22 protein-coding genes are annotated in these 25,122 nt (G+C 42.4%); 6 read left to right on the top strand and 16 right to left on the bottom strand.

Annotated features, from left to right (window positions below; genetic code table 11):
• Window positions 1-75 precede the first annotated feature (75 nt).
• Window positions 76-261, top strand: coding sequence for a hypothetical protein (locus HMPREF2904_RS08560; protein WP_003002861.1), 186 nt, complete (start codon window positions 76-78; stop codon window positions 259-261).
• Between the two features lie 257 nt (window positions 262-518).
• On the opposite strand, the gene eno is transcribed toward HMPREF2904_RS08560, so the two are convergent.
• Window positions 519-1,823, bottom strand: a complete 1,305-nt coding sequence (eno, locus tag HMPREF2904_RS08555) for a surface-displayed alpha-enolase (protein WP_070661928.1) — start codon at window positions 1,821-1,823, stop codon at window positions 519-521.
• Window positions 1,824-2,033: 210 nt separating this feature from the next.
• Between eno and HMPREF2904_RS08550 the strand changes: the two genes are divergently transcribed.
• The gene (locus HMPREF2904_RS08550; RefSeq protein WP_070661925.1) at window positions 2,034-2,486 is read left to right on the top strand and encodes a DUF1694 domain-containing protein; all 453 of its coding nucleotides are present in this window, start codon (window positions 2,034-2,036) and stop codon (window positions 2,484-2,486) included.
• Between the two features lie 42 nt (window positions 2,487-2,528).
• On the opposite strand, the gene HMPREF2904_RS08545 is transcribed toward HMPREF2904_RS08550, so the two are convergent.
• From HMPREF2904_RS08545 to HMPREF2904_RS08505, 9 genes are all read right to left on the bottom strand, one after another.
• Window positions 2,529-3,644, bottom strand: coding sequence for a glycerate kinase (locus HMPREF2904_RS08545; RefSeq protein WP_070661922.1), 1,116 nt, complete (start codon window positions 3,642-3,644; stop codon window positions 2,529-2,531).
• Complete coding sequence (gene serB, locus HMPREF2904_RS08540) at window positions 3,629-4,297, bottom strand: phosphoserine phosphatase SerB (protein ID WP_070661917.1); 669 nt, start codon at window positions 4,295-4,297, stop codon at window positions 3,629-3,631. The genes HMPREF2904_RS08545 and serB overlap by 16 nt, the downstream gene beginning before the upstream one ends.
• Before the next feature lie 112 nt (window positions 4,298-4,409).
• The gene (ezrA, locus tag HMPREF2904_RS08535) at window positions 4,410-6,134 is read right to left on the bottom strand and encodes a septation ring formation regulator EzrA (RefSeq protein WP_070661915.1); all 1,725 of its coding nucleotides are present in this window, start codon (window positions 6,132-6,134) and stop codon (window positions 4,410-4,412) included.
• 86 nt (window positions 6,135-6,220) lie between these two features.
• A complete protein-coding gene (gene gyrB / locus HMPREF2904_RS08530; RefSeq protein WP_023918630.1) occupies window positions 6,221-8,170 on the bottom strand; it encodes a DNA topoisomerase (ATP-hydrolyzing) subunit B in 1,950 nt (649 codons plus the stop codon).
• A 12-nt stretch (window positions 8,171-8,182) separates the two neighbouring features.
• On the bottom strand, window positions 8,183-8,746 hold the full coding sequence (locus HMPREF2904_RS08525; protein ID WP_070661912.1) for an HAD-IA family hydrolase: 564 nt from the start codon (window positions 8,744-8,746) through the stop codon (window positions 8,183-8,185).
• A gap of 165 nt (window positions 8,747-8,911) precedes the next feature.
• Window positions 8,912-9,463: a DJ-1 family glyoxalase III gene (locus tag HMPREF2904_RS08520; RefSeq protein ID WP_049486074.1), complete on the bottom strand. Its 552-nt coding sequence runs from the start codon at window positions 9,461-9,463 to the stop codon at window positions 8,912-8,914.
• A gap of 19 nt (window positions 9,464-9,482) precedes the next feature.
• Window positions 9,483-10,712 (bottom strand): FtsW/RodA/SpoVE family cell cycle protein, encoded by a 1,230-nt coding sequence (locus HMPREF2904_RS08515; protein ID WP_070661909.1) that lies wholly within the window; start codon window positions 10,710-10,712, stop codon window positions 9,483-9,485.
• Between the two features lie 33 nt (window positions 10,713-10,745).
• Window positions 10,746-11,726 carry a YeiH family protein gene (locus HMPREF2904_RS08510; RefSeq protein WP_061590999.1) on the bottom strand — a complete coding sequence of 327 codons (981 nt, stop codon included), beginning with the start codon at window positions 11,724-11,726 and terminating at the stop codon, window positions 10,746-10,748.
• Window positions 11,727-11,730: 4 nt separating this feature from the next.
• On the bottom strand, window positions 11,731-14,184 hold the full coding sequence (locus tag HMPREF2904_RS08505) for a bifunctional DnaQ family exonuclease/ATP-dependent helicase (RefSeq protein ID WP_070662194.1): 2,454 nt from the start codon (window positions 14,182-14,184) through the stop codon (window positions 11,731-11,733).
• A 118-nt stretch (window positions 14,185-14,302) separates the two neighbouring features.
• Between HMPREF2904_RS08505 and HMPREF2904_RS08500 the strand changes: the two genes are divergently transcribed.
• Window positions 14,303-14,944 (top strand): MBL fold metallo-hydrolase, encoded by a 642-nt coding sequence (locus HMPREF2904_RS08500; RefSeq protein ID WP_070661906.1) that lies wholly within the window; start codon window positions 14,303-14,305, stop codon window positions 14,942-14,944.
• A gap of 69 nt (window positions 14,945-15,013) precedes the next feature.
• On the opposite strand, the gene ftsX is transcribed toward HMPREF2904_RS08500, so the two are convergent.
• The 3 genes from ftsX to prfB all read right to left on the bottom strand — a co-directional run bounded on the left by ftsX (window position 15,014) and on the right by prfB (window position 17,765).
• Complete coding sequence (gene ftsX / locus HMPREF2904_RS08495; RefSeq protein ID WP_042759907.1) at window positions 15,014-15,940, bottom strand: permease-like cell division protein FtsX; 927 nt, start codon at window positions 15,938-15,940, stop codon at window positions 15,014-15,016.
• Window positions 15,933-16,625 carry a cell division ATP-binding protein FtsE gene (gene ftsE / locus HMPREF2904_RS08490; RefSeq protein ID WP_003008021.1) on the bottom strand — a complete coding sequence of 231 codons (693 nt, stop codon included), beginning with the start codon at window positions 16,623-16,625 and terminating at the stop codon, window positions 15,933-15,935. The genes ftsX and ftsE overlap by 8 nt, the downstream gene beginning before the upstream one ends.
• A 44-nt stretch (window positions 16,626-16,669) precedes the next feature.
• Window positions 16,670-17,765, bottom strand: a protein-coding gene (gene prfB / locus HMPREF2904_RS08485) for a peptide chain release factor 2 (protein ID WP_100209015.1) whose coding sequence is annotated in 2 segments (ribosomal slippage) — window positions 16,670-17,692 and window positions 17,694-17,765 — 1,095 coding nt in all. Because the reading frame shifts where the segments join, the coding sequence is not laid out codon by codon here.
• A gap of 175 nt (window positions 17,766-17,940) precedes the next feature.
• Between prfB and HMPREF2904_RS08480 the strand changes: the two genes are divergently transcribed.
• Window positions 17,941-18,798: a metallophosphoesterase gene (locus HMPREF2904_RS08480; RefSeq protein ID WP_070661903.1), complete on the top strand. Its 858-nt coding sequence runs from the start codon at window positions 17,941-17,943 to the stop codon at window positions 18,796-18,798.
• 28 nt (window positions 18,799-18,826) lie between these two features.
• On the opposite strand, the gene HMPREF2904_RS08475 is transcribed toward HMPREF2904_RS08480, so the two are convergent.
• The 3 genes from HMPREF2904_RS08475 to HMPREF2904_RS08465 form a co-directional block, all read right to left on the bottom strand.
• Window positions 18,827-19,495 carry an MIP/aquaporin family protein gene (locus tag HMPREF2904_RS08475; protein WP_070661901.1) on the bottom strand — a complete coding sequence of 223 codons (669 nt, stop codon included), beginning with the start codon at window positions 19,493-19,495 and terminating at the stop codon, window positions 18,827-18,829.
• A 121-nt stretch (window positions 19,496-19,616) separates the two neighbouring features.
• The gene (locus tag HMPREF2904_RS08470) at window positions 19,617-22,301 is read right to left on the bottom strand and encodes a calcium-translocating P-type ATPase, PMCA-type (protein ID WP_070661897.1); all 2,685 of its coding nucleotides are present in this window, start codon (window positions 22,299-22,301) and stop codon (window positions 19,617-19,619) included.
• A 212-nt stretch (window positions 22,302-22,513) separates the two neighbouring features.
• Window positions 22,514-22,897 carry a YwiB family protein gene (locus HMPREF2904_RS08465; RefSeq protein WP_070661894.1) on the bottom strand — a complete coding sequence of 128 codons (384 nt, stop codon included), beginning with the start codon at window positions 22,895-22,897 and terminating at the stop codon, window positions 22,514-22,516.
• 115 nt (window positions 22,898-23,012) lie between these two features.
• Here HMPREF2904_RS08465 and HMPREF2904_RS08460 point away from each other — a divergent pair, with 115 nt between their 5' ends.
• Together HMPREF2904_RS08460 and yidA are read left to right on the top strand one after the other, a co-directional pair.
• Window positions 23,013-24,323, top strand: a complete 1,311-nt coding sequence (locus HMPREF2904_RS08460) for an HD domain-containing protein (RefSeq protein WP_070661890.1) — start codon at window positions 23,013-23,015, stop codon at window positions 24,321-24,323.
• Window positions 24,313-25,119 (top strand): sugar-phosphatase, encoded by an 807-nt coding sequence (gene yidA, locus HMPREF2904_RS08455; protein WP_070661879.1) that lies wholly within the window; start codon window positions 24,313-24,315, stop codon window positions 25,117-25,119. Before HMPREF2904_RS08460 ends, yidA begins: the two co-directional genes overlap by 11 nt.
• Window positions 25,120-25,122 lie beyond the last annotated feature (3 nt).

Below are 25,122 nucleotides of genomic sequence, written 5' to 3'. Positions count from 1 at the left end.
TCTAAAAAAATGGTTAAATAGATGAGGAAAAGGCGTGAGCCTGACTTCACAACTTATATTTTAGGAGACCCTAACATGAATCCATTAGACTTATTTAACCAAGTGAAAGAAATGATCGAAAAGAAAGATTTCGACGCTGCAAAGAAATTTGTTGATGACAACAAAGACAACCTCGGTGACTACCTTGAACAAGCCAAAGGGCTTGTATCTGGAAATGAAATGGTCAGCGGTGCCTTGGACAAAATCAAAGGCTTGTTCTAATAAGACGATGAGAGTGGGACAGAAATCGGTAATTCGTTAGAATTCGATTTCGTCGTCCCACCTCCGAACAGTTGAGTAGGGCTGTAAAAACTGATGAAATCAGCGTAGTAGAGCCCACTCAACCACTGCGTCTTGCTCGACAATCCAAAAATAATTGAGAGGCCATGACTTTTGTCCCAGCCTCATTTTTGTTTACCCCAATCGCAAAAAAAGATCCTTGAGAAAACTCAAGGATCTTTCTAGTCTAGTAAACTAGATTATTTTTTCAAGTTGTAGAAAGATTCCAATCCACGGTATTCAGCAACTTCACCAAGTTGATCTTCGATACGAAGCAATTGGTTGTATTTAGCGATACGGTCTGTACGTGAAAGTGAACCAGTCTTGATTTGTCCTGCATTTGTTGCAACTGCGATGTCAGCGATGGTTGAATCTTCAGTTTCACCTGAACGGTGTGATACAACGGCAGTGTAACCAGCTTCTTTCGCCATTTCAATAGCGTCGAATGTTTCAGTAAGAGTACCGATTTGGTTAACTTTGATAAGGATTGAGTTAGCACATCCTTCTTTGATACCACGTGAAAGGTAATCAGTGTTTGTTACGAAGAAGTCGTCACCAACCAATTGAACTTTACCACCAAGACGTTCAGTAAGAGCTTTCCATCCGTCCCAGTCGTTTTCGTCCATACCATCTTCGATAGTGATGATTGGGTATTTGTTTACCAATTCTTCAAGGTAGTCGATTTGTTCAGCAGCAGTGCGGACAGCAGCTCCTTCACCTTCGAATTTAGTGTAATCGTAAACTTTACGTTCTTTATCGTAGAATTCTGATGATGCACAGTCAAATCCGATAAATACGTCTTTACCTGGAACATAACCAGCAGCTTCGATAGCAGCGATGATAGTTTCTACACCATCTTCAGTTCCGTCGAAACGAGGAGCGAATCCACCTTCGTCACCAACGGCAGTTTCAAGACCACGACCTTTAAGGATTTTCTTAAGTGCGTGGAAGATTTCAGCACCCCAACGAAGAGCTTCTTTGAATGTAGGTGCACCAGCAGGTACGATCATGAATTCTTGGAAAGCGATTGGAGCATCTGAGTGAGATCCACCATTGATGATGTTCATCATTGGAGTTGGAAGAACTTTAGTGTTGAATCCACCAAGGTAGCTGTAAAGTGGGATTTCAAGGTAGTCAGCAGCAGCACGAGCTACAGCGATAGACACACCAAGGATTGCGTTTGCTCCCAATTTACCTTTGTTAGGAGTACCGTCAAGAGCGATCATTGCACGGTCAATAGCTTGTTGGTCACGTACATCGTAGCCGATGATTGCTTCAGCAATGATGTTGTTTACATTGTCAACAGCTTTTTGAGTTCCAAGACCACCGTAACGAGATTTGTCACCGTCGCGAAGTTCTACAGCTTCGTGTTCACCAGTAGAAGCTCCTGATGGAACCATACCACGTCCGAAAGCACCTGATTCAGTATAAACTTCTACTTCAAGTGTTGGGTTACCGCGTGAGTCTAGGACTTCGCGAGCGTAAACATCAGTAATAATTGACATTTCTTACTCTCCTTATTGAGTTATATTTTTTACTCCTCTATCATATCGTAATTAGGCTATTTTTTCAAGAAAAAACAAGGAAATCTACGAAAATTGAGAAGTTTTTAACAAGAAAACGGTTCCACTTCCTTTTTTTCTTCCATTTCCCTCTTTATTTAATTTTTTCGCATTCTTCTATTCTTCTACTGCGCTTTATGCTATACTAAGCTTATGACAGATATTAATAAAACAATTTTAGAAAAAGCTGCTGGTCCTACTCGATTCAATCCGGATGAGCAGCGTCGATTTTTGGAGACTTATGAGGAGCGGGTGATTGCTTCATGCACCTTGGAGGAGGCAAGGGACAAGATGTACCTGGAGCAGTATTCGATAATCCTCACTGATATTTCAGTTCGCTTTCATCCTGTTTTGGTCAAGATCTCCCCAGCTTTAGATGAAAGCAGCCAGCTACAATATTTGAAAAAAACCAAGGATCTTGGACTTGTGGCAAGCATCGTTTCGGATGACTGCCGTCATTCTCCCTTTGGTCTCATCATCCATACTGACCACCCATCTGGAATTTCACCAACAGACATGAATCTCCAGTATCCAAATTTATTTGAAAAGAAAGAAGAGACTGCTAATCCAGAAAAGAAATCATTTTGGAAACGTCTCTTTAGCTAAAGAAAAACCAATGGAAGGGAACATCCCTTTTCCATTGGTTTTTTAGTTTGCTTTTATTTTTAAAAGGTTCCCAATATTTCGAGCACAGGAAATCAGATTCCTTTCAGCGTGAGCGAGTGCATCTGCTACCTCACAAGGACCAGGTACGATAGAGAAGGCAGCTTCAATGTGATGACTAGGAAAAGCTGGCAAATCCTCCGCTAAGCTACCACAAATAGCTATCACTGGGATCTTCTCTGGTGTTCGTTTGGCCACCCCGACAGGTGCCTTCCCAGAAAGGGATTGGAGATCCATCCTACCTTCCCCAACGACGACCAGATCAGCTTTATGTACTTTGTGATCAAAGTCGATCAAATCGAGGCTTTTTTCAATTCCTGAGGAAATCTGACCTCCCGCAAAAGCAACCAAGCCAGCAGCCATGCCACCTCCAGCTCCGGCGCCAGGCATGGACAATATTCGTGCATCAGCAAGCTGGTAAAAATCCTGCATAGCCTGATCAACAGCTGGAAACAGAAGGGGATTCAATCCCTTTTGCCCACCAAAGATATAGGTCGCTCCTTGACTGCCACAGAGAGGATTGGTTACATCCGTTAAGACTTGGAGCTCGATGTCTTCTAAAGCCTTTGGAACCGCACTGGTATCTATTCTAGCCACACGACCGAGCGAAGCCCCTACAGGACGAAGCAGATGGCCTTGATCATCATAGAAGGCTACCCCTAATCCAGCTGCCATCCCAATCCCACCATCATTCGTTGCAGAACCGCCAATTCCCACACAGATCGTTTTAACCCCTTGGTCAACCAATTGCAAAATAAGTTCACCAATTCCTCGTGTTTCTAGTTCAAGAGGATTTCGTTTTCCAGCTGGAATGGAGCCTAAACCGACAAGTGAGGCCATTTCAAAAAAAGCCATCTCATCTTTTTGGTAGTAAGACATTGAAACAGGCTGTCCAAATGGTCCGGTTACTTGAGTTTGGTACTCCGTTACATCCAGAACTCCAGCTAGAGTTTCTATGGTGCCTTCGCCACCATCCCCAATAGGAAGGAGGTCAAAAGTTGCATCTGGTAGAGCCTCTTGAAATCCTTTTTTCAAAGCTTCAGCTACTTGTTTGGCAGATAAGGATTCTTTAAAAGAATCCGGTGCTAGTAGGATATGCATGCCGTTTCCTTTCTATGCTGGTCTAGAATTTCAAGAACAAGGCTTAAATCCCTCTTCTCGATACGATATGGGGCTCGCTCAGCGACGATTGGCTTGGCCATAAAGGCAATCCCGATACCGGCTGTTTCAATCATCGGAAGGTCATTAGCACCATCACCCATCGCAATCGTCTGACTTTGTGAGACATGATTTTCTTTCGCCCAGGTTAAAAGTGCCTCTTTTTTCCTTTCAGGAGTGATTATCCCACCGAGGACTTCCCCTGTCAGACGGCCATCAGAAGTCCGCAAACGATTGGCAAGGACCAGATCAATTCCTAAAGACCTCGCGATAGGGTCGATGACTTCATGAAATCCCCCGGAAACAAGACCAACCTTGTAACCTCTTTGATGCAGTTCCGTGATCAATGTTTCAGCACCCGGCGTGACTTCCATCTGCTCCAAAATTTTCGGAAAGATAGAGGTCTCTAATCCCTTCAATATAGCAACACGCGCCTCTAAAGATGTTGCAAAATCCAGCTCCCCATTCATTGCTTGGGCTGTAATCTCTGCCACTTTTTCTCCCACGCCAGCTTCTTGAGCTAGTAGATCAATCCCTTCCTGTCTTATCAAGGTTCCATCCATATCCATAACGAGGAGACCTGTTACTTCTTTCATCGCTTTCCTTTCTTATTTCTCCCTTAATATACAAAAATAGGGTTTAAATTTCAAGTTTCAATGACCATTTGAAGATAAAAAAATGACCTCCTAAAAGGTCATTTTTCTATTATTAGAAGCGAATTTGCTCCCGGGTTTTTTCATATGAAGTAACAAAGCGATCAGTTACACCAGCTTCTACCATTTCCAAAGCATCTGAGATGACTTTGAAGGAAGCCGCATAGTCATATTCTCTTTCGAAAATATAAAGGGACTCATCAAAGGCTGCCTGTACATGATCATCAAATGAACGGTAACGGTTCGAGTATTGCAACAATTGTTCTGTCAATGTCGCATTTTGAACAATTCGATACGCCGCTTCTTCCAATTCATTCATATCATTGGTCAAGATTTCCAACAAACGATTGGTTGATTCGATGTTGATTTTATCCCCTTCCAACTCATCCATCAAAGCTTCTGTATTGTTACTTGCAGTGAAGAAAATTTCTAAGAATTCTTGAGGAATTCCTGGCAAGTTCCGTTTGTCCATATAGCGTTTAATGGCATGCAAACGATTGGCATAGATGTTGACTTTTTGGCGAGCATTGGCATCGTCTTTTTCAATTTTTGAAAGGGAATCACTTAAGCCAATTTGCTCATCTTCGATTTCTTTCAAGCGAGCTTCGATAGCTTCTAACTCTTCTTCTACGATAGAATAGGCCTTTTGTGTTTCAGATGAATCTTTCAAAGCATCTTCTACCACATTTTCTTGTGAAGATAGCTCAGCTTCCAATTCTTTTAACTGTTGACTGAAGCTTTCATTCAAGACGAATGTTTTACCGAGACGTTCCACTTCTGCCGCAAGCTTGCTATTGTTATCTTTGGCATGTTTCAAATAGCCAGGCAGTTGTTTCACTAACTTCTTCACAACTTTTTGTGATTCAATTTCACGGGTAAAGATGTGATACAAGGCATCGATTTCTTCTTGAATTTGTTCATTTTCGTAAATGGCATTGTCCAATTCAAGTGCGGATACATTTGCCATATTGTTCTTCAAGGAAGCATGCAACTGTTGGAAACGAGATTCAATATCTGTTTCAGTGAAGTGGTATCCAGATTCCAAAAGCTTGCGGTAGCCACTTTCCAAATCCTCTAATTGATCAGGAAGTTTTTCTTGAAGAGCAGTGACAATTTCTGGCACACGCTCAACAATTTGTTTTAAGGCTACAATATGATTTTCAGCTGTATCAAGGATTTCAGCCGCTTCAACAGGGTCACCTGAAGAATTCAAGGTTACAAATTGTGAAAACTCAGATTGAATATTTCCAATTTGTTTTTCAATTTCAGGAAGCGCACTGCCATAACGATCTGGGTCTGAAGTGACTTCTTTTTGAAGTTCTTCAAACATATCCAAGGCATGAACCACACGTCCGCTATTCTTTTGTTCCTGCTCTTCCAGATCAGAAAGGGCTTTGCGAATCGCCTTGATATCTTCGTCGATCAATTGGATCTGACTTTCGATATTGTCAATGGCTTGTTTAGCCTTCATGAAACGGAAAGAATTGTTATAGCCTTCCGCTTCAAACAGATTGTTTTCTATATCAGCAAATGAATTTAAGGATAAATCTACCCATTTTTGATTCCATTCACGAAATGCAATTTGACTTTGACCAATCAAATGCATGTTTTTTACGGCCTCTACTTCATCGTTGACCGGAAGGTTGTATAACTTTTCTTTTCGTTCTTCCAGTGCTGCCAGTAAGGCTTCATTTCGTTTTCTCAAAATGACTGCAACCACATATCCTACAATCAAGATAAGGGCGACAATAAAGATGAGAACAATTAGTCCACTAGACATATAAAAACTCCTTCATCGTATTACTTGAACGTAATCCTAGTAATTATACCATAAAATATCCATTAATGGGAAGCGTTCGGTGAATTTTATACATCGAGTGTACTATATTCAGCGTTTTCTTCGATAAATTCACGACGTGGTTCCACGCGGTCCCCCATCAACATATCAAAGATCTTATCTGCTTCCGCAGCATCGTCTACTGATACTCGTGCCATCAAGCGGTGTTCTGGATTCATGGTTGTTTCCCATAATTGGTGATCATCCATTTCTCCAAGACCTTTATAGCGTTGGATGGTTGGTTTTGAGCGACCTTCTGAATAACGTTCCAAAGCTGCAGCTAATTCGGCTTCTTGGTTGGCACCAGGTTGGATATATTCTTTGATTTCACTACCGACTTTGACCCCATAGATTGGTGGTTGCGCAATATAAACATATCCCGCTTCTAAGACTGGTTTCATATAGCGATAGATCAAGGTCAACAGAAGGGTTCGGATATGAGCGCCATCAACATCGGCATCGGTCATGATCACTAATTTTTGATAACGCGCTTTTGTAACATCAAATTCGGCACCAAATCCAGTTCCCATAGCAGTAAATAAACTACGGATCTCTTCATTAGCTAGAATTTTGTCCATACTTGCTTTTTCAACGTTCAAGATCTTACCACGAATTGGGAGAATCGCTTGGAATTCCCGATTTCGACCAGATTTTGCAGATCCACCGGCTGAATCCCCTTCGACGATAAAGAGTTCTGTTTCTTGTGGATTATTTGAAGAACAATCTGCCAATTTACCAGGTAGGTTGGAAATCTCAAGCCCTGATTTCTTACGGGTCACCTCACGCGCTCGCTTAGCAGCCACGCGAGCTTTCGCTGCTAAAATCCCTTTTTCGACGATTTTCTTAGCAATTTGCGGATTTTCCAAAAGGAAATCAGAAAAGGCATCACTAAAGAGTCGATTGGTAATCTTAACAACTTCTGAATTTCCAAGTTTGGTCTTGGTTTGTCCTTCAAACTGTGGATTTGGATGTTTAACCGAGATAACTGCTGTTAAGCCTTCTCGAACATCTTCCCCAGTTAAATTGTCTTCGTTTTCTTTTAAGAGTTTATTTTTCTTAGCATAATCATTGATCACACGAGTGAGAGCTGTACGGAAGCCCTGTTCATGCGTCCCACCTTCATGGGTATGAATGTTATTCGCAAAACTCATGACCGTCTCATGGTAGCCTGTGGTATATTGCATAGCTACTTCAACTGTAATATCATCCATTTCACCATCTGTGTAAATTGGTTTTTCAAAGATGACATCTTTGTTCTCATTGATGTATTCGACGTAACTAGAGATCCCACCTTCGTAGTGGTAATGCTTTTCTTGCTCCAGGCCTTCTCGCTTATCCGTCAAAGAAATACGCAAGCCACGATTCAAAAAGGCTAATTCTTGAATCCGTTTATTTAATTTTTCAAAATCATACTCGGTGGTTTCCGTGAAGATTTCTGGGTCTGGAATAAAGTGGACGGTTGTCCCTGTCCGATCTGTCTCCCCGATGACTTTCAAATCATCCACAACGTGTCCACGTCGATACTCTTGGTAATGGATACTACCATTTTTATAGACGCGAACATCGAGGGATGTGGAGAGGGCATTCACAACGGATGATCCTACCCCGTGAAGACCACCAGAAACCTTGTAGCCGCCACCGCCAAATTTTCCTCCCGCGTGAAGCACGGTAAAGACAGTTTCAACGGCAGGTCGACCTGTCTTTTCTTGGATATCCACTGGGATCCCACGACCATCATCGACAACCGTGATCGAATTATCTGCTTCAATGAAAACTTCAATATGGCTAGCAAAACCCGCTAAAGCTTCGTCGATCGAGTTATCAACGATTTCCCAGACCAGATGATGAAGACCTTCTTTTGAGGTCGAGCCAATATACATCCCCGGACGCATCCGAACGGCTTCTAGTCCTTCCAAGACCTGAATCTGACTGGCATCATATTCTTGCGCTTGAATTTCTTGCTGTTTATCCTCTGTCATAATTTCCCTTTTCTATTCAAATATAAACTGGTGTAAGTGGGGCATAGTATCAAATAAATAGGTTGAAAGCCCTGCAGCCTTCCCAGCTTCTATATCGATCGGACGATCTCCGATGACCAGACCGTCTTGAATGCCATATTTTTCCTTCAAATAAAGCATAGAGGCTGGGTCTGGTTTTCGAGGAAAGCCCTCGTCTGCTGTTACAATCTCCGTAAAGTAGGGTGCAATGCCTGTCTGATCAAGAAGGGTCAAAACTTGGCGATCCCGATGAGATACCAAAAAATGGCGTCCTCCATGTGCTTGGATCTCTTCTAGTAACTCTTTTGCTCCCTCAAATAAGACCGGCTCTTGCAAGCCCAAGGCTTCTTTTTTCTTGTATTCCGTACGAAAATTGGAAATATGAGGTGCAAAGGTTTGAATTGCATCCTGTGTTGAGATTTTTAATGCTGCATAAACAGAATCATGATCGGCTTGGATGTGAAAGTCCTTCAATGTCGCTACAAAGGCATTTGTGGACGTTTCGTAATTATCCAATAGCGTCCCACCAAGATCCCATATAAAATCATGATAATTCATAGTCAATATTATACCACAAATGGACAAAAAAAATAAGCTAAAACCCTCATTTAGGGGGGATTTTAGCCATTTTTTACGGTCATTTCATTTTAAATCATAGAGAAGTCATTTCCCGTCATAGAATGTGATCTTTCAGCAGAAAAAATGGTGTCCAAAAGAGCTCTTTTAAGCATCTCCAAAGACATCTTGATAGAGCATTCCTTGACGAAGACTTTGGGCATCTCCTCCAAATTGTTCTACCAAGGCATAGGCTAAGGCAAGCGCAGTTGAAGGACCACGACTGGTCAAGAGATTCCCGTCTTTCACCACTGTTTCTTTCTGATAGTGCCCATCTTGAATCTCCTCTTCAAAACCATCGTAACACGTATAGTGTTTATCTTTTAAGAGGCCGGCACGTGCCAAGACAATTGGTGCTGCACAAATCGCAGAAATGATTTTTCCTTTTCTACTTTCTTCTTGGAGAGCTGCAATCAATTCCGGATTATCCCGCAAATTCGCAGCTCCTGGCATCCCACCTGGTAAGAAGATTCCATCATAATCTGACAAGTCCCCATTCCAGAGGCGGTCGACTTCCACTGTGATCTGGTGAGAACCTGTGACCGTTTCTTCCATCCCAACGAGGTCACAGTCGATCCCAGCCCGTCTCAAAACATCGACAATGGTCAAGGCTTCAATTTCTTCAAAACCGTTTGCTAAAATCGTTGCTACTTTTTTCATTTTCATTCCTTCTTTCTATCTATTGCGCCTTTTTAAGAACTACTTTTTTACGGATTGGAGGCACTTCTTCTGGCTCTTTCTTTTTGCTACTATGATTATATATTGAGAGGACCAGACCAATACCAATCAGATTACTAATAATAGAGGACCCACCTTGTGAGATAAAGGGGAGGGGAATCCCCGTCAAAGGGAGAAGACCCGTTACTGCTCCGATATTTTCAAAAATGTGAAAAACCAGCATCATAATAAATCCAATGGAAATATAGGTATAAAATTGGTTATTGGACTGGAGGGTAATTTTTAAAATGCGGTAAATCAGGGACACATATAAAATCAACAGCACAAGAGCTCCAACAAATCCAAAGTCTTCTGCTACGACCGTAAAAATCATATCGCTTTCCCGTACGGGAACCAATAAATTGGAGACATTAAAGCCTTGCCCAAAGAGGCCACCACTTGCAATGGCTAGCTGTCCTTGCGCCTGCTGGTAGGTGGTGGTTTGTGCATAGTCAAAAGGATTTAACCAGGCTAAAATACGGTTCATCTGATAGGTTGGCATCCCTAATTGTTGGTGCAGAAAAGCCCGTCCCCCTTCTGAAAGAAAGAGGAAGAGAAAGCCTGCTAGCCCACCTGCTAGAAGCAAGATGACCGGCAAGATAATTTTCCAGGAAACTCCTGAAACGAGCACTAAGCCCGCAAAGATGGCCAAGAATACTAAGGCCGTTCCCAAGTCCTGCTGGAGAGCCAATAAGGCAAAGACCGGAATCGTATAGATGGTCAACTCTAGAATCAAAAACCAATCTTGTCGTAATAATCGCTCACGCCCCTTATTTCTTTGCAAAAATCGGACAATAGAGCGTGACAGCATCAGGATGAAGGGGATCTTCATAAATTCTGAGGGCTGAAACAAGGTGATGTTCCCATAAGCCACCCAGTTTTTAGCTCCTGTTGAAGCTACCAAGTTGGGATTATAAAAAACAAGGGGAAGAACCATCAAGGCCAGGCCAAGCAGGTAAAGAAAGGGAGTGATTTTCCAAAGAAATTTCGTGCTAAAAATCGTCACAATCAGGCAAATGACACATCCCACACCAATCCAGGCTAATTGCTGCCCTAAAAAAGGCCACACCATTTGGGGATAGTCATGAGAAACTGCTACATAAACAGATAAAATCCCAATCATGAGAAGGGCGAAGACAATCCCAATGATCGAATAATCCAGGTGAATCGTCCAAAAATGATGTTTCTTCATTCACGTTCCTTTCTGTGAGAATCATCAAATCAATTAATAGAACAACATTTGTAGAATCAAGCTAGATCCTGCTACACAAAACCAAGCAATCAAACCTACTAGAAGGGGGGCTGCTCCTGCTGCACGGAACTGTTTCCAAGAAACCTTGCTTCCGATTCCGACCAAGGCCATGGCCATAAAGAGGTGAGAAAGGTCCTTTAGGTAAGGAAGAACCACTTTAGGTACCAAACCGATAGATGAAAGAATAGAAGCCACAATAAACCAGATGATGAACCAAGGAATAATTTTCTTTAACATTCCTTTGTTTCTTCCTTGTTGCTTGCTCCGATACCATTTTAAACCGATCAAGCCCAAACAAACTGGTACAATCATCAGGGCGCGTGTCAACTTAACAATGGTCGCCATTTCCCCCGCCGCCTTACTATAAGAAAACGCTGCTGCTACAACTGATGACGTATCGTTAATAGCTGTTCCTGACCAGAGGCCAAATTGAAAATTAGACATATGCCATACATGCCCTAATACTGGAAAGATAAAGACAGCCAGAATGTTGAAGAAGAAGATAGTTGACATAGATAAGGCAATTTCCTCTTCGTCTGCTTCAATGATCGGAGCAGCTGCTGCGATAGCTGATCCACCACAAATAGCCGTTCCAAATCCAATTAAGGTCCGTAGGTGAGATTTCAGATGGAAGACTTTCCCAAAGATCATCGCTGCAAGAAAGGCAACTGTTATCGTTGGCAGACTAATCTTCAAAGAAGACAAGCCTGTAGAGGCAACCGTCGCAATCGGCAAGCTAAATCCCATGAAGATAATCGAATACTGCAATAATTTCTTACCGGACCAGTTCAGTCCTGGTCGTGAATTCTCCGGCAAATCTACTAATTCATTGAGGACAATTCCTAAAATCAAAGCAAAGACACTGGAGCCAATGATGGGAAAGAAAGTTCCCAAAAACATGGCGCAAAGAGCCAGTACAAATGCAATTGCAAGTCCAAATCCTTTATTTTTCATTCTCTCAATTCCTTTCAAAAAAGGCCGCTGCTTGCTCAACAAGCCGCTCTCTCACTGTCGTATGAAGGGGCAACACTTGCTGTAAACCATCTAAAATTTGTTTTCCATATCGTTTGGTCACAACTCGCTGATCCAATAAGAGGACCAACGATTCCTGGTCTTGAAAACGGCTGGTTCTCCCAATAGCCTGTTTGAGCCTTAAAATTGCGACTGGAAGGCTATAGTCATAAAAGGGATTTTTCCCCTGTTCTCTGAGTTGGGTATTCAGCTTTTGAACCATATAATCTTTAGGATTATCAAAAGGAAGGCGCGTGATGATTTGAATCACTTCTTTTTGTTGGGAAAAATCGACTCCCTCCCAGAAGCTTCCTGTTCCCAATAAAATAGAGCTTTCTCCTCGGTCAAATCGTCGCTTAATATTAGCTGCATCGCCATTTCGATACTGGGCCAAATGAGGAAACTTCAAGGCGTTTGACGTCTCCAGTAACAATTCTTTTGAGGTAAACAAAAGAAAAATTGGTTTTCTTAGAGGAAGGAGTTCATCGATGAGCTGACAAATCTCTCCTGCATACTCCACGGAAGATAAAGAAACGACATCTGGAAAATCTATCGGCACCAACAATTCCTGGTGTTGTTTGACTGCTATTGGCACCCGGTAGATCTGCTGCTCTTGGTATCCCAAAAGGGCAGGTAAATGCACCTTTTTACTGATCGCGATCGTCGCTGATACAAAGAGCACGGGTACTTCTTCAGGCACAAACTCCTTAAAGGATAGCAAGTCCTCAACTCCTCCATGGAGACGAAGAATCTGGTGGCTTTCGACCACTTCCTTGTCCATCCAAAAAATCTGGTATCGCTCATCAAACAATTCCCTTAGATTCTCTAAAGATTCGTTTTTTAATTCTGATACATCCTGTCGAATTTTTGCCACTGTTTGATCTGATAAGATCGCTGTTTTTCCTTGTACAACTTCCTTAGAGCATGCATTTAATTCAAATTGAATACTTTCCAGCAAACGCCGTTGCAGAAGATCTTTTTCCTCTTCGATGGCGTGTTGCAAGCCTAGAAGAAGAGATTGCAAGGTTTCTTCTCTCTGTGAAAACTGCTCTAAAGCAAAGAAGAGTTTTTGCGCTTCATCCACTACCAGAACAGATTCTTGAAGTAGACTCTTATCATCTTCTAGACGGGTTAACAGATAGGCATGATTGGTCAGAATTACTCGGCTGGTTTTCACTTTTTCCTGGCCAAGACGCCAAAAATCTTCCTGATAAAAAAGCGAACGCTTCGACAATTGGCCATCGTGGCAAATGTCAGCTACAAAATGAAGATGACGATAGAGTTGGCCAATTTCACTGAATTCTCCCGTTTCTGTCATTGTCAGCCAAACCAACAGTTGCATTTTAAAGCGTCGAATCATCCCATTATCTGACTCACTCTGTAAGGCCTCATAAAATTTATCAAGTTGGATGTAATCCTTGGGACTTTTCAGACTATGAAAGGGAATTTGGAAAAGATCTTGGATGGTCTTTCCTTCCTTCTTCATAATTTGATCCTGAAGAATTTTAGTGGGAACACTGACAAGAATGCGCTTGGAAGTTTTCGCCAAAAGCGTTAATAGATAGGCGTAGGTCTTCCCAATACCCGTTGGCGCTTCAATAAAACTCGGAAGTGGCTGTTGCAAACTATCCTCGATATAGGCAACAAATTCTCTTTGTTCCGGATAAGCTTCCATTCCCAACAGCTGCATATTGAGTTCAAACTGTTCAGATAAATGCCGACTTTCTAAAAACTGCTGTGGCTTTCGCAGATAGAGACCATGAACTTCTACTAAATGAGCTGGTAAAAAAAGGCTACTGTCTTCAAGCGCATCTTCTATTAAGAGTCGTGATTCATAAATCAAACAATCTGCCATCGAAAGAAGTTTTTCGATCAATCCTCTTGGCAAGCTCGCAATTTTCTCTCTCAATTTCAACAGCAGCTGGGCTGTTGCCATAGCATCCGCTAGAGCGGAGTGAGCATGGTGCAACTCAATTTCCAGTTCAGCCGCAAGCGCTCCTAAATTGTAGCGTTCTAAAGTCGGATAGAAAATTTGAGACAATTCAACCGTATCAATCCGAGGAGTCGTTAGCTCAAATCCTTCCCAAAAGAGGGCTTCTGCTAATAAATTCGCATCAAATTTGACATTATGGGCCACAAAGACGGCATCTTCTATTAATTCAAAAATTTCTTTTGCCACTTGTGCAAACTCTGGTGCTTTTTTCAAGCGAGCATCTGTCAGGCCAGTCAATTGTTTGATATGCTCATCCAATCGTTCATGGGGATTCACATCCGTCTCATAGGATTGCGTAATCCTCCCATCTTCGATGATGACAATCCCAACCTGAATGATCTTAGCATTGCTTCCAGCACTGGTCGCTTCCAGATCCACAATGGCATATTTCCGTTTCTGTCTTGTCATAATACTTAAAATTATATCACGTTTGAGCAAGCTCTGCAGATTTTTTTCTCCTTTCATGCTGACTTCAATCCTGTTATTTTCCTCGCAATTTGATACACTATTCTAGAAAGGAGTCCTTATGAAAATCTATCGTACCGTTAATCCTGTAGCTTATGAAAACACCTACTACCTTGAAAATGACCACTCCCTCATTCTTGTCGATCCAGGTAGCGACTGGGCAACTATTCAAAAACAAATTGATCGCATCGGTAAACCAATCGTAGCGATTCTTTTAACCCATACGCATTATGATCACATTATGAGTCTTGAAAAGGTTCGTCAGACCTATCATTTCCCACCTGTTTATGTCCATTCAGCAGAAGCCAGTTGGTTGTCTTCTCCAGTCGATAATTTATCTGGTTTGGATGGTCATGCGGATTTAGAAGATGTTGTATGCAAGGAGGCCGACTTCCTTTATGACATTCGCTCCGATTACCAAATAGCTGATTTCCACTTTTATGTTCTGGAGACACCAGGCCACTCTGCAGGAGGAGTCTCTATCGTCTTTCCCGAGGATCACCTGGTTCTATCCGGTGACACCCTTTTTCGCGAAACCATTGGACGGACCGATCTTCCAACAGGGAACGCGACACAGTTGCTTAGCAGTATCAGAGAAGAACTCTTTACCCTTCCATCTTCCTACACTGTCTATCCCGGTCATGGCCCTGAGACTTCTATTGGTCACGAGAAGATGTTCAATCCCTTCTTTAGACAATCCTAAAGAGTCCTTATCATCCTTCCTGTCCTCATAAAAGTAGACAAAAAAAGCAAGTGCGAACTTGCTTTTTTATTATATCTTAAGAAAACGTCTCATGGAGATTGAAGAACCAATCGCCCCAATCAAAATTCCTAATCCAAAGAGGCCACCGACCATGATCGGTACCAAGAGATGAGGACTATAGAGATACAAGTTTTGGTCTGCCAAGTTATTGTTCATAGATGTATAGACAACATTATAAACATAGAAGACCAAAGCTGAAGGAACCAAGGCTCCCAAGAGACCGATCCAAGCACCTTCTAAAAGGAATGGTGCACGAATATAGCCATTTTTTGCTCCTACCAGTCGCATAATCTTAATCTCACGACTACGTGAAATGATGGTAATCCGAATGGTATTTGAAATCAAGAAGACTGCGATGAAGATCAATAAAGCTACACCAATCAAGCCCCAGTTTCGGATGAAGGTTCCAAGAGCAAACAAGCGTTGGGTATCGACCCCACCATCTTTAACCTCAGAAACTCCTTCAATTTTTTTGGCATCAGCCGAAACTTGCTTTACATATTTAGGAGCTGTTGTCTCTACATAATAAGCATCATAGAGAGGATTGGCATCTCCATCAAAAATCTTCCAGTTGTTCCCAGCCGTTTTGATCAGTTTATCATACTGTTCTTCCTTGCTAGAAAAATCAACCTTGTCGACATGCTTCATGGCTGTCAGAGCATCGTAGACCTTATGGTAGTTCTCATTGGTCACGGTTTGACCGTCTTTTTCAATCTGCTCGCTCTGATCTTGAATATCCTTGCGCATGTATACTACAACCCGCACACTGTTTTGAATATCATCTGAAAGCTTGATGGTATTGGCAATAACTGAGGCGAAAATAGCAACCAAGCTAAGGGTAATCATAACCGAGCTGACCGCTGCAATCGTCATCCAACCATTTCGTTTCAAGCTTTTAAGCGATTCGATTAAGTGTCGGAAAAATCTTCTAATCATCGTATCCGTACTCTCCTTCCGCTTCATCACGCACTACACGACCATTTTCAATCGCGATGACACGGTGACGTAAAGTATTTACAATCTGGCTATTGTGGGTCGCCATCAATACTGTGGTCCCTTGCAGATTAATCCGCTCCAAAAGATTCATGATTTCCCATGAATTATCTGGGTCCAAGTTCCCCGTTGGCTCATCCGCAATCAAGACTTTCGGATTATTGACGATCGCACGAGCAATCGCAATCCGTTGTTGCTCCCCACCGGACAATTCATTCGGGAATGAGCGGACCTTGTGTTTCAATCCGACAAGATCCAAAACTTCCATCACACGCTTTTTAATATTGCGACGGCGCTCACCGATAACTTGCATAGCGTAGGCAATATTTTCATAAACGGTTTTCTTTGGAAGCAATTTATAATCTTGGAAGACCACTCCCACATTGCGTCGCAACATAGGAATATCGCGTTTTTTGATTTTATCCAAATCAAAATCAGCCACTTTTAAGCTTCCTTTATCGTGTTTAACTTCACGGTATAAAAGTCGAATAAAGGTCGACTTCCCTGCACCAGAAGGTCCTACGATGTAGGCAAATTCTCCTGGTTCAATTTGGACAGAGACCCCGCGAAGGGCCGTCGTCCCGTTGTCATACTTTTTGACAACATCTTTCATTTCAATCATTGACATGTAATGAAATTCCTTTCATTCTTTTCTGGTTGTTTCCCTCAAGGTTATTGGAGACGCCATTTAAGGTAGGCATCGATAAAGCCATCGATATCTCCATCCATCACCTTGTCCACCTGCGCTACTTCGTAGTTGGTCCGGTGATCCTTAACCATGGTATAAGGGGTAAAAACATAGGAGCGGATTTGACTTCCCCAGGTGATTTCTTTTTTATCCCCTTTTAGAGAATCCACTTCTGCTGCTTTTTTCTCTTGCTCTAATTGGTAGAGTTTAGCTTGCAACATCTTCATCGCACGATCACGGTTCCCGTATTGGGTCCGATCCACGGTGGACGCCACTACAATCCCTGTCGGAATGTGGGTCAAGCGCACCCCTGTAGAAACCTTGTTGACGTTTTGTCCACCAGCTCCACCAGAGCGGAAGGTGTCCATCTTGATATCATCATCACGAACTTCGACTTCGATGGTATCGTCTAATTCGGGCATGACCTCAACAGATGTAAAGGAGGTATGACGACGTTTAGCGGAGTCAAATGGAGAGATCCGAACCAAACGGTGTACCCCCATTTCAGATTTCAGAAGACCATATGCATGTGGCCCTTCAAAGGATAGAGTCACAGACTTGATCCCAGCCTCATCTCCAGCCTGATAGTCCAAGACTTCAACTTTAAAGCCGTGAGCATTTCCAAAACGAGTATACATCCGAAGAAGCATGTCGCCCCAGTCCTGAGCCTCTGTCCCTCCTGAACCTGGGTGGATTTCTAGGATGGCATTATTATTGTCATAGGGTTCAGACAATAGCAAGGTCATCTCATAGCTGGTCATACGTTTATCCAGCTCCTCCAACTTCTCGATCAATTCTTCTTTGACCGAATCGTCTTCTGCCAAAAAGTCCAGTAAGATTTCTGACTCATCAAATAGATCCACCATTTGATGGAAATTTTCATAGGTCTGCTTGAGTTCATTTAATTCTTGAGATGTTTTTTGCGCAGCAATGTTATCATCCCAAAAATCAGGTTCTGTCATTTTATTTTCTAAAATGGCAATTTCTTCTTCCAATGCCTCTAAGTCAAAGAGACCCCCTGAAAGAAGCTAATTTTTCACGATTTGCATCAATTTTTTGACGAATTTCTGAAATGTCCATAAGTACCTCTTTCTATGTATCTAGTCTATTATATCATAACCTTCACTATTTGCCCACCTTCCAATATTGAATCTGCTGGTTGACCATTGCTAATCCAGCTAATTTTCAGCATTTTTTCTATTCATTTGTAACCTAATTGTTAGAAAAAAAGATGCTCTTATGCTAGACTGGTAGCATGACAACAGTAGCTTTTATGTCCGATTTACATATTGATTCGAACAACTTCGGCAAAGAAGAATTAGAGACCCTGATCACTCTTTTCAAGGACAAAAAAATTCAACATCTCCATATTGCAGGAGATATTGCCAACGGCTTTGAAAAGACGTCGCAGGAATTTTTAGACCAACTTCAATGTCACCTTCCTGTAACCTTTAGCTTGGGAAATCATGATATGCTGGGCCTATCAGAAGAAGCCATGAGACCTTTTGAATTTCAAAAGATTCCCTTCTCCAATCATACGCTTTTTGCTTTTTCGGGCTGGTACGACTACAGCTTTGTTCCTACTATCTCTCCCCAAAAACATCTCCAAACCAAAAATCTATTTTGGTTTGACAGACGCCTCCAACGAATGGGATCTGATCCAGCCATTACCCAACGTCTGTTGCGAGAGCTCGAAACAGAACTCATGCAAGTGGATCAACCCTTGATCATCGCTATGCACTTTGTTCCTCATAGTCAGTTTCTCCTACGCCATCCTTATTTTGAACGCTTTAATGCTTTTCTAGGGAGCCAAGCCTTTCATGAACTGTTTAGACAATATCCTGTCAGAGAGGTGATTTTTGGCCATAGCCACCACCGAATGCCAGCAACAACGATTGACACCATCACCTATCATGCCAGACCTTTAGGCTATGTCCGAGAATGGGAGCTCTGCAAGCAATTTTTCGAAGCTTTTCCTGAATATGATTTTCCAAAACGATACGATCCCTACAAACGCTATCGCAGAATCAAAGACCTCCCCGAATTTAAAGCATACAAGAAAAAACAGCTCGCTCATGAATTTTCTCAAGCCATGACGATCCTTAAACTATAAAAAAATTGGTTCCTTCGGAACCAATTTTTTACTCTTCTGTATCCAAGAGATTTTTTGCAACAAGAGCTGCCAAGACACCGCCAACGATTGGAGCCAAGATAAAGATCCAAATTTGTTGAAGAGCCGCACCACCAACAAAGAGGGCAGGCGCCAAGCTACGAGCTGGGTTAACAGAAAGTCCTGTAATGTTCAAACCAACAAGAATAATCAAAGTCAAGCTCAAACCGATCACAAGACCAGCGATCTTCCCATTACCTTTGCTAGCTGATGTCACTGTCATGATGACTAAGATAAAGATAAAGGACGCAATCACTTCAAACAAGAAACCGCCAAATGGAGTCACTCCTTTAGCCAAGGCATTTTCACCAAGACTAGCTGTTGACATACCTGAATTTGACAAGAGGAAGAGAACTGTTGCAGACGCGAGAACCGCACCCACTACTTGCGCTGCAATATAATTAACCAAGTCCTTTGAAGACAAGCGTTTGTTCACAAACATGGCAATCGAAACAGCCGGGTTCAAGTGGGCACCAGAAACAGTCCCAATTGAGTAAGCTGCTGCAACAATGGATAAACCGAATGCCAAGGCAATTCCTAAATGTCCCAGACCTTCTGTCCCATTTCCAAAAACAACTGCGCCAGTCCCGATAAAGACAAGCATAAATGTGCCGATTACTTCAGCAAAAAACTTTTTCATAACTAAGTTTCCTTTCTTCAAACTGTTGACTAGTTTATCAAAAATCCACACGTACCTCAAGAAATATGCCCAGTCTATTTTGCCCGCAAAAAAAGCCATCCAAAGATGACTTTTTTTATGTTTAAATGGCGTTTTTATCTTTTCCAAGTGCACGTTGAACGGCTTTAACAATCTCAACGAGAACAACAATCAAGAGCGAACCAATCATAACTGCTAACCATTGTGTCAAACTCAAATGAGAGACATGGAAGAGTTTGTTAAATCCAGGGACAATGATGGTCGCCATCAAGAGAACAAAGGCAACTGGAATCGACCAGTTAAAGGTCTTGTTCTTGAAGAGTCCCACTTTAAAGATCGATTGGTAAACCGATTTAACGTTAAAGGCATGGAGCAATTGGATCAAACCAAGAGTTGCAAATGCCATGGTCAAAGCGTCTGCATGGATTTCGGCACGAGTCGCATGTTCTGGAGAGAGCAAAGCCCAGCCATAAACACCAAGAACCAGCATGGTTTGGAAGATACCTTGATAAAGAATAGCTCCGAAGACCCCACCGTCAAAGAAGTTAGATTTACGTCCACGAGGTTTGTGGCTCATGACACCTGGCTCAGCTGGTTCCACACCAAGAGCGATGGCTGGAAGAGTATCGGTAACCAGGTTAATCCAGAGAAGATGTACTGGTTGAAGAACATCCCATCCAAAGAGGGTTGCAAAGAAGATGGTGAAGACCTCAGCCATATTGGCAGACAAGAGGTATTGGATAGATTTTTGGATATTTGAGAAGACCTTACGTCCTTCTTCTACCGCTACGATAATGGTTGCAAAGTTATCATCTGCAAGGACCATATCTGAAGCTCCCTTAGAAACTTCTGTACCTGTAATCCCCATACCGATACCGATATCAGCTGTCTTAAGTGATGGTGCATCGTTGACCCCATCCCCTGTCATGGCAACAACTTTTCCTTCATTTTGCCAAGCTTTCACGATCCGAACCTTGTGTTCAGGTGATACACGCGCATAGACAGAATATTGCTTGAAGACTTTTTGGAATTCTTCGTCAGAGAGTTCATTCAACTCAGCCCCTGTGAAGACATGGTCTTCGGTGTCATTTGGATCGATGATTCCCAGACGTTTGGCAATCGCTTCTGCTGTATCTTGGTGGTCACCCGTGATCATGATCGGACGGATACCCGCTTCCTTAGCGACACGAACAGCTTCTGCAGCTTCTGGACGTTCAGGGTCAATCATGCCGACCAAACCAGAGAAGATCAGGTCAGACTCAACGATTTCAGATTCCAAGGTTGGAATTTCGTTGCTTGTCTTATAAGCCATCATCAAGACACGAAGGGCTTGTTTAGCCAAGTCTTTGTTGGTAGCAAGGATAGCTTTCTTATCTTCATCCGTGATAGGGCGAACTTCCCCATTGACTTCAATACGCGTCACACGTTTGAGCAATTGGTCAGGAGCCCCCTTAACAGCGATAAAGTAAGAACCGTCTGCTTCTTTGTGAATGGTAGACATGAACTTACGATCTGAGTCAAATGGCAATTCTGCCACACGTGGCTCATTCTTCAAGACTTCACGAACATCAAAGTTGTGGTCCAAACCAAACTGTACCAAAGCAGTCTCTGTTGGGTCCCCAATCAACTTGCCAGATGGATCTACCTTGGTATCATTGGCAAAGTTCATGATGCGAAGCGTATTGTTGTTTGCTCCAATTTCGGTTGCTGAGCTTTGTAATTGACCGTTGGTATAGACTTTTTCAACCGTCATTTGGTTCATGGTCAAAGTACCTGTTTTATCAGATGCAATGATTTCTGTTGAACCAAGTGTTTCAACGGCTGGCAATTTACGAACAATCGAATTGCGTTTGGCAAGGGTTGTTGTTCCCAAAGAAAGAACGATGGTTACAATGGCAGGAAGTCCTTCTGGAATGGCCGCAACCGCAAGGGCAACAGCTACCATCAAGCCTTCCAATGGATGTTCCCCACGAACGAAGACACCAACAAGGAAAGTCACTGCAGCAATGGCTACAATGAGGTAAGTCAAGGCTTTAGAGAGTTGTTCCAAACTTTGCTTCAACGGTGTTTCCGTTTCATCGGCATTGGCCAACATATCTGCAATCTTACCAACCTCTGTATACATACCTGTGTTGGTCACAACCCCAGTACCACGACCATAGGTTACGTTCGAGTTTTGGTACCCCATATTGACACGGTCTCCGATACCAGCATCTGCCTCAACAAGGCCAGTTACATCTTTTTCAACTGGAACCGATTCCCCTGTAAGAGCTGCTTCTTCGATCTTAAGAGAAGCTGCTTCCAACAAGCGCATATCAGCAGGAACCACATCTCCAGCTTCCAGAAGAACGATATCCCCTGGGACCAATTCTTTGGAATCAATTTCAATCACGTGACCATCACGGCGGACACGCGCTAATGGACTAGACATGTTTTTCAGTGCTTCGATAGCTGCTTCGGCTTGTCCTTCTTGGTAGACACCAAAGGCTGCGTTCAAAACAACAACGGCTAAGATGATCATGGCATCTGTAAGGCCGTCCATTCCTTCTGTGATCACAGAGAGAGCTGCGGCGATCAACAAGATGATGATCATCAAATCTTTAAACTGATCGATAAACTTAGACAAGAAGCTACGTTTTTCACCTTCGTCCAGTTCATTATGACCATAAGTCGCTAAACGTTCTTGAGCTTGAGCAGTTGACAAGCCTTCAATTGAAGAGTCCAATTCCTTTAGAACTTCTTCTTTACTCTGTGTATAAAACAAAGCTTTATTTTGTTCTTTTGACAAAATAATTTCCTCCTTATAGCTTTCTACTAGGTCTCTTTTGCACAAAAAAGAGACCTGTTTGAAAAAACAAGTCTCGCCGTTTAATATAGTGCCGGAAATAATTTCGTAATGACGACACTATCGCGGAAAACCGCCAGCTACTCCCTTGAGTGGTTTTATTATACCATTTTTATAGAATAAAGCAAGCGGGATCTCGAATAATTTAATGAGGATTATTCTTCCCATTCCACCAGTAATTGATAATTGGCGAATTCCTGTTCTCCATCGAGAGTTAACAAGCGATAAGAGATTTGCAAATGACCTGCTTCTAATTGAAAGAGATCTGTTGTAATCAAGAACTGCTGAATGCCCATCGGAGTTGGGATGATTGCCCCACCATCTTCATTTTTGTAGAAACGCATGATGGATTTAGGACTTGAGAATCGTGTCATGACCAATTCATCTTTGGAAAATTTCAAAGCAACCTTTTCATCTTCTTCATTGGTATACAAGAGATATTGAAAACCTGCTTTTTCCTTCCATTCACCTTGATAGTACTGATCAACGATTTCCATTTCTTCTCCAAATCGAATGGTATTTTGAATGCGAATCTGCATCTTTGTCTCCTTCTCTTCTTTTCTTGCCTTACTATTCTATCAAATTTTACGCATTTTGACTGCCCCTATTAGCCTCTAGATCGCAAAATAGGCTTTTTTTTGCTATAATAGACCCATGAATGAAAAAGTCTTTCGCGATCCCGTGCATGATTACGTTCATGTGGATCATCCCATCATTTATCAATTAATTAATAGTAAAGAATTTCAACGACTACGCCGCATCAAACAACTGGGGACATCTGGTTTTACCTTCCACGGTGGGGAGCATAGTCGTTTTTCTCACTGTCTTGGCGCCTATGAAATTTCAAGACGCATTCTGTCTATTTTTGAGGAAAAGTATGCAGAGCAATGGAATTCTGATGAAAACTTACTGACCATGACAGCCGCTCTTCTTCATGACATTGGACATGGTGCCTATTCCCATACCTTTGAAGGACTGTTTGGTTCCGATCATGAAAAAATGACCCAGCTGATCATCACCAGTCCAGAGACGGAGGTCAATCAGATCCTCTTACAGGTAGCACCTGATTTCCCAAATCGTGTAGCCAGCGTCATTGATCACACCTACCCCAATAAACAAGTGGTGCAATTGATTTCTAGTCAAATTGATGTGGACCGGATGGATTATTTACTGCGGGATGCCTACTTTACGGGTGCTTCCTATGGAAAATTTGACTTGACCCGTATTTTGCGCGTCATTCGACCGATTGAAAATGGCATTGCCTTCCAACAAAATGGCATGCATGCTGTCGAGGATTACGTGGTCAGCCGTTACCAAATGTATATGCAGGTCTACTTCCACCCGGCTACTCGTGCCATGGAAGTCCTCCTTCAAAATCTACTCAAGCGCGCTAGAACCATTTATCCAGATCAGAAAGAGTATTTTCAACTGACTTCACCTCGCTTGATTCCATTTTTTGAAGAAGAAGTCACTATCCAAGACTACTTAAATCTAGATGACGGTGTGATGAATACCTATTTCCAAGTCTGGATGGATAGTCCGGATACCATCTTGTCCGATCTTGCTCAGCGCTATATTAATCGGAAAGTCTTTAAATCGATTCTATTTACAGAAGATAAGCGAAAAGACTTAGCAATCCTTGAAAAACTGATTAAAGAGGTTGGGTTTAATCCAACCTACTACACAGCTATTCATCAAAATTTTGACCTGCCCTACGATATTTATCGACCAGAGCTTGAAAAACCGCGGACCCAGATCGAGATGATCCGAAAAGATGGGAGTCTCGCTGAATTGTCTCAGTTGTCTCCACTCGTCGCTGCTTTAGCAGGAACTCGCTATGGGGACAACCGCTTCTATTTCCCCAAAGAAATGCTGGAGGTTAATGGACTTTTCAGTAAGCAGGTAGAGGAATTCACTTCCTATATCACCAATGATTATTTTACAGGAGAGACGGATGTCCATTAAATTAGTGGCGATCGATATCGACGGTACACTTCTCAATTCAAAAAAAGAGATCACACCTTCCGTATTTGAAGCCATTCAAGACGCTAAAACCGCAGGCGTTAAAATCGTTATCACAACCGGTCGTCCTATCGCAGGGGTCTCAAAACTTTTAAAAGAACTCCATTTGATGGATCCTGGAGACTATGTCATTACCTTTAATGGCGGTCTGGTGCAAGAAACCGCTACCGGAAAAGAACTCATCAAAGACCTTTTACATTATGAGGACTATCTCGATATCGAGTCTCTTGCTAACAAACTCCAAATCCACTCTCATGCCATTACAAAAGATGGCATCTATACCAGCAATCGAGATATTGGACGCTACACCATTCATGAATCTCAACTGGTCAATATGCCCCTTTATTACCGGACGCCTGAAGAACTTCGTGAGAAAGAATTTGTCAAGGCCATGTATATCGATGAACCAGACATTCTAGATGCTGCGATTGCAAAAATCCCTAAAGAATTCACGGACCGCTTCACTATGGTCAAATCAGCTCCTTTTTATTTAGAAATTCTAGGGAAAACAACCAATAAGGGAGCAGCTGTTCTTCATCTAGCTGAACGACTTGGAATCCAGCAAGAAGAAACCATGGCCATCGGAGATGAGGAAAATGACCGTTCCATGCTAGAAGTCGTGGGACATGCTGTCGTTATGGAGAATGGCAATCCAGCTCTTAAAAAAATTGCTACAACTATTACCAAATCAAATGATGAATCTGGCGTTGCATACGCCATTAGAAAGTGGGTATTATAAGAA

Source organism: Streptococcus sp. HMSC072G04, from assembly GCF_001813295.1.
In the GTDB taxonomy this organism is placed as follows: domain Bacteria; phylum Bacillota; class Bacilli; order Lactobacillales; family Streptococcaceae; genus Streptococcus.
The sequence above is the reverse complement of the archived record's forward strand: the minus strand, read 5'-3'. Positions and strand labels throughout refer to the sequence as shown.

What these genes read in the sequence shown, in the direction of transcription:
- HMPREF2904_RS08560 (WP_003002861.1), top strand. Translation starts at nt 76, where the DNA reads ATGAATCCATTAGACTTATTTAACCAAGTGAAAGAAATGATCGAAAAG.
- eno (WP_070661928.1), bottom strand. Translation starts at nt 1,823, where the DNA reads ATGTCAATTATTACTGATGTTTACGCTCGCGAAGTCCTAGACTCACGC.
- HMPREF2904_RS08550 (WP_070661925.1), top strand. Translation starts at nt 2,034, where the DNA reads ATGACAGATATTAATAAAACAATTTTAGAAAAAGCTGCTGGTCCTACT.
- HMPREF2904_RS08545 (WP_070661922.1), bottom strand. Translation starts at nt 3,644, where the DNA reads ATGCATATCCTACTAGCACCGGATTCTTTTAAAGAATCCTTATCTGCC.
- serB (WP_070661917.1), bottom strand. Translation starts at nt 4,297, where the DNA reads ATGAAAGAAGTAACAGGTCTCCTCGTTATGGATATGGATGGAACCTTG.
- ezrA (WP_070661915.1), bottom strand. Translation starts at nt 6,134, where the DNA reads ATGTCTAGTGGACTAATTGTTCTCATCTTTATTGTCGCCCTTATCTTG.
- gyrB (WP_023918630.1), bottom strand. Translation starts at nt 8,170, where the DNA reads ATGACAGAGGATAAACAGCAAGAAATTCAAGCGCAAGAATATGATGCC.
- HMPREF2904_RS08525 (WP_070661912.1), bottom strand. Translation starts at nt 8,746, where the DNA reads ATGAATTATCATGATTTTATATGGGATCTTGGTGGGACGCTATTGGAT.
- HMPREF2904_RS08520 (WP_049486074.1), bottom strand. Translation starts at nt 9,463, where the DNA reads ATGAAAAAAGTAGCAACGATTTTAGCAAACGGTTTTGAAGAAATTGAA.
- HMPREF2904_RS08515 (WP_070661909.1), bottom strand. Translation starts at nt 10,712, where the DNA reads ATGAAGAAACATCATTTTTGGACGATTCACCTGGATTATTCGATCATT.
- HMPREF2904_RS08510 (WP_061590999.1), bottom strand. Translation starts at nt 11,726, where the DNA reads ATGAAAAATAAAGGATTTGGACTTGCAATTGCATTTGTACTGGCTCTT.
- HMPREF2904_RS08505 (WP_070662194.1), bottom strand. Translation starts at nt 14,184, where the DNA reads ATGACAAGACAGAAACGGAAATATGCCATTGTGGATCTGGAAGCGACC.
- HMPREF2904_RS08500 (WP_070661906.1), top strand. Translation starts at nt 14,303, where the DNA reads ATGAAAATCTATCGTACCGTTAATCCTGTAGCTTATGAAAACACCTAC.
- ftsX (WP_042759907.1), bottom strand. Translation starts at nt 15,940, where the DNA reads ATGATTAGAAGATTTTTCCGACACTTAATCGAATCGCTTAAAAGCTTG.
- ftsE (WP_003008021.1), bottom strand. Translation starts at nt 16,625, where the DNA reads ATGTCAATGATTGAAATGAAAGATGTTGTCAAAAAGTATGACAACGGG.
- HMPREF2904_RS08480 (WP_070661903.1), top strand. Translation starts at nt 17,941, where the DNA reads ATGACAACAGTAGCTTTTATGTCCGATTTACATATTGATTCGAACAAC.
- HMPREF2904_RS08475 (WP_070661901.1), bottom strand. Translation starts at nt 19,495, where the DNA reads ATGAAAAAGTTTTTTGCTGAAGTAATCGGCACATTTATGCTTGTCTTT.
- HMPREF2904_RS08465 (WP_070661894.1), bottom strand. Translation starts at nt 22,897, where the DNA reads ATGCAGATTCGCATTCAAAATACCATTCGATTTGGAGAAGAAATGGAA.
- HMPREF2904_RS08460 (WP_070661890.1), top strand. Translation starts at nt 23,013, where the DNA reads ATGAATGAAAAAGTCTTTCGCGATCCCGTGCATGATTACGTTCATGTG.
- yidA (WP_070661879.1), top strand. Translation starts at nt 24,313, where the DNA reads ATGTCCATTAAATTAGTGGCGATCGATATCGACGGTACACTTCTCAAT.